This window comes from Oceanobacter antarcticus (genome assembly GCF_044962685.1).
Classification (GTDB): Bacteria; Pseudomonadota; Gammaproteobacteria; order Pseudomonadales; family Oceanobacteraceae; genus Oceanobacter; species Oceanobacter antarcticus.
The window spans coordinates 1-1,733 of the sequence record NZ_JBBKTX010000054.1; the positions used below are offsets into that span (position 1 = coordinate 1).

The 1,733-nt window shown below is 51.0% G+C and carries 4 protein-coding genes; all 4 read left to right on the top strand.

All coding sequences use genetic code 11. The annotated features are described in order from the left end of the window. The first annotated feature begins 242 nt into the window (after nucleotides 1–242). Nucleotides 243–602 carry a DNA methyltransferase gene (locus WG929_RS20830; protein WP_416207604.1) on the top strand — a complete coding sequence of 120 codons (360 nt, stop codon included), beginning with the start codon at nucleotides 243–245 and terminating at the stop codon, nucleotides 600–602. A gap of 109 nt (nucleotides 603–711) precedes the next feature. Further along, entirely contained in the window at nucleotides 712–972 is a 261-nt protein-coding gene (locus WG929_RS20835) for a hypothetical protein (RefSeq protein WP_416207601.1), read from the top strand. Beyond that, nucleotides 965–1,183, top strand: coding sequence for a hypothetical protein (locus WG929_RS20840; RefSeq protein WP_416207602.1), 219 nt, complete (start codon nucleotides 965–967; stop codon nucleotides 1,181–1,183). Before WG929_RS20835 ends, WG929_RS20840 begins: the two co-directional genes overlap by 8 nt. Before the next feature lie 64 nt (nucleotides 1,184–1,247). Then, on the top strand, nucleotides 1,248–1,604 hold the full coding sequence (locus WG929_RS20845; protein WP_416207603.1) for a recombinase family protein: 357 nt from the start codon (nucleotides 1,248–1,250) through the stop codon (nucleotides 1,602–1,604). Nucleotides 1,605–1,733 lie beyond the last annotated feature (129 nt).

Here is a 1,733-nt window from a genome sequence, read left to right on the forward strand (position 1 = left end):
GAGAGTGTTTGCCCAGTTGCCGTTATGCGAAACCGTGGAAGACATCGAAAAACTGCTGCCTGAGAATATGAAAGCGGCCGTTATTTAAATCGGTAGATGGGGTTGTTTGAGCGTTTACGATCAGGCGACAATCGAAAAAGGCGTGAACTTCCCAACGTTGCCACGGGCGATTACAAAAGCAATGTAATGTTTAAAAAACTGGCTCAAATGACGTTGACACGTTCCGACGCATTGTCGGTCATATCGTTTGGCCAAAGCCTTACACCTCCAGAGCCGGTCATGTCCGTTACGCTCACGAAGCCGCCTATGTGCTCGCCAAGGGCAAGCCACAGCGTCCAGAGAAGCCGCTTAAAGATGTACAGAGCTGGGAATACTCCGGCAATCGCTCTCACCCCACAGAAAAAGCCGTGAAGGTGATTGCGCCTCTGATCAAAGCCTATTCCAAACCCGGTGATCTGGTGCTTGATCCCTTTGCTGGTTCTGGCACTACCGCCGTTGCCGCTGCCCTCAGTGGTCGGGATTACCTCAGTATTGAGCTGGAACAGAAATACTGTCATCTCACCGAGAAACGCCTTGCTGGCGTGGCGCGTTACTGCGCCTGATACCGTCCAATACGATTTGACCGCTATTAGCACTGGCGGTCATCTCTTTCCCGGATTGGCTCTTGGGGCTTGTTACAACTGCGCTGAACTTAAACGAAAGGAACGCGCTATGACTGATGACAAGCCAATCTCCAACCCAACTGAAGAAGACGTGTTCGATCCGTCAGAACCGGATTGGGATGTGACCCCAGAAGATGCGGAAGAATTTTTCGTGACTCTGCTCGACGTTATGCAGATTCTGTTGGATCTGGGGTTAGATCTGGACACTGTCCAACAATTTCTTGATTACCATGCCGATTTTTCTGGGCTGGATTCTGAAAATCCAGTATGGCTAGAAGAGGATGAGCGTGCAGGAGGTGCTGATGACTGATAACAACGTCTTCAGTCCACTGCCATGCAAACCGGAGGAGTACTACGACGACATCGCGCATCTGGACATTACGCAAGAAGAAGCCGATGAACTGCTCAAAGCCCTTTGGGAGATGATGAGTACCATGGTGAATATCGGCTGGGGCGTTGAAAGCGTGCAAATCATGCTGCCCGAGCTGATGAACAACCCCGATGGCTCGGATGAGCCGTAGCGCATAAGGAAACCCAACACGAGAGAACACCAAGCAACACCAACCGCGAACGAAAGGCCAGCCTATGACACGCACACCCAAAACAAAACCGTCCAACCAGCGCCAGAAAGCCCTGCTGTATTGTCGGGTTTCTGACCCCAAGCAAAAGCACGATGGCCATGGCCTGGAAAGTCAGGAGCAACGCATTCGACAATTTGCCGAATTTCATCAATTCGAGGTCGAACAGGTTTTCCATGATGACGTCACCGGTGGGGGAGACTTCAACAAACGCCCTGCCATGACGCGCTTACTGGACTATCTCAAAGCTCACTGTCAATGGCCATCTATTTTGATCCACCTTTGGCCAATAAAATTGACCCACTTTATGAGCATTAACTGCCCAGTTTCTGCTTCAGCCGGTAGCTTTCTCCGCCCATCATAAACACCTGCCCCGCTCTGTCACCCTAGTTGTCCAGTAGGCGTTTTCGTCTAAATTCTTCTCAGAGTGGGTCAAAAGGATTGCTATGCCGCGCTACTCAGACGAACGTAAGGCCGCTGTCTTGAAGAAGCT

Excerpts from the sequence above, each read along its gene's own strand:
- WG929_RS20835 (WP_416207601.1), top strand. The coding sequence starts at position 712 with ATGACTGATGACAAGCCAATCTCCAACCCAACTGAAGAAGACGTGTTC.
- WG929_RS20840 (WP_416207602.1), top strand. The coding sequence starts at position 965 with ATGACTGATAACAACGTCTTCAGTCCACTGCCATGCAAACCGGAGGAG.
- WG929_RS20845 (WP_416207603.1), top strand. The coding sequence starts at position 1,248 with ATGACACGCACACCCAAAACAAAACCGTCCAACCAGCGCCAGAAAGCC.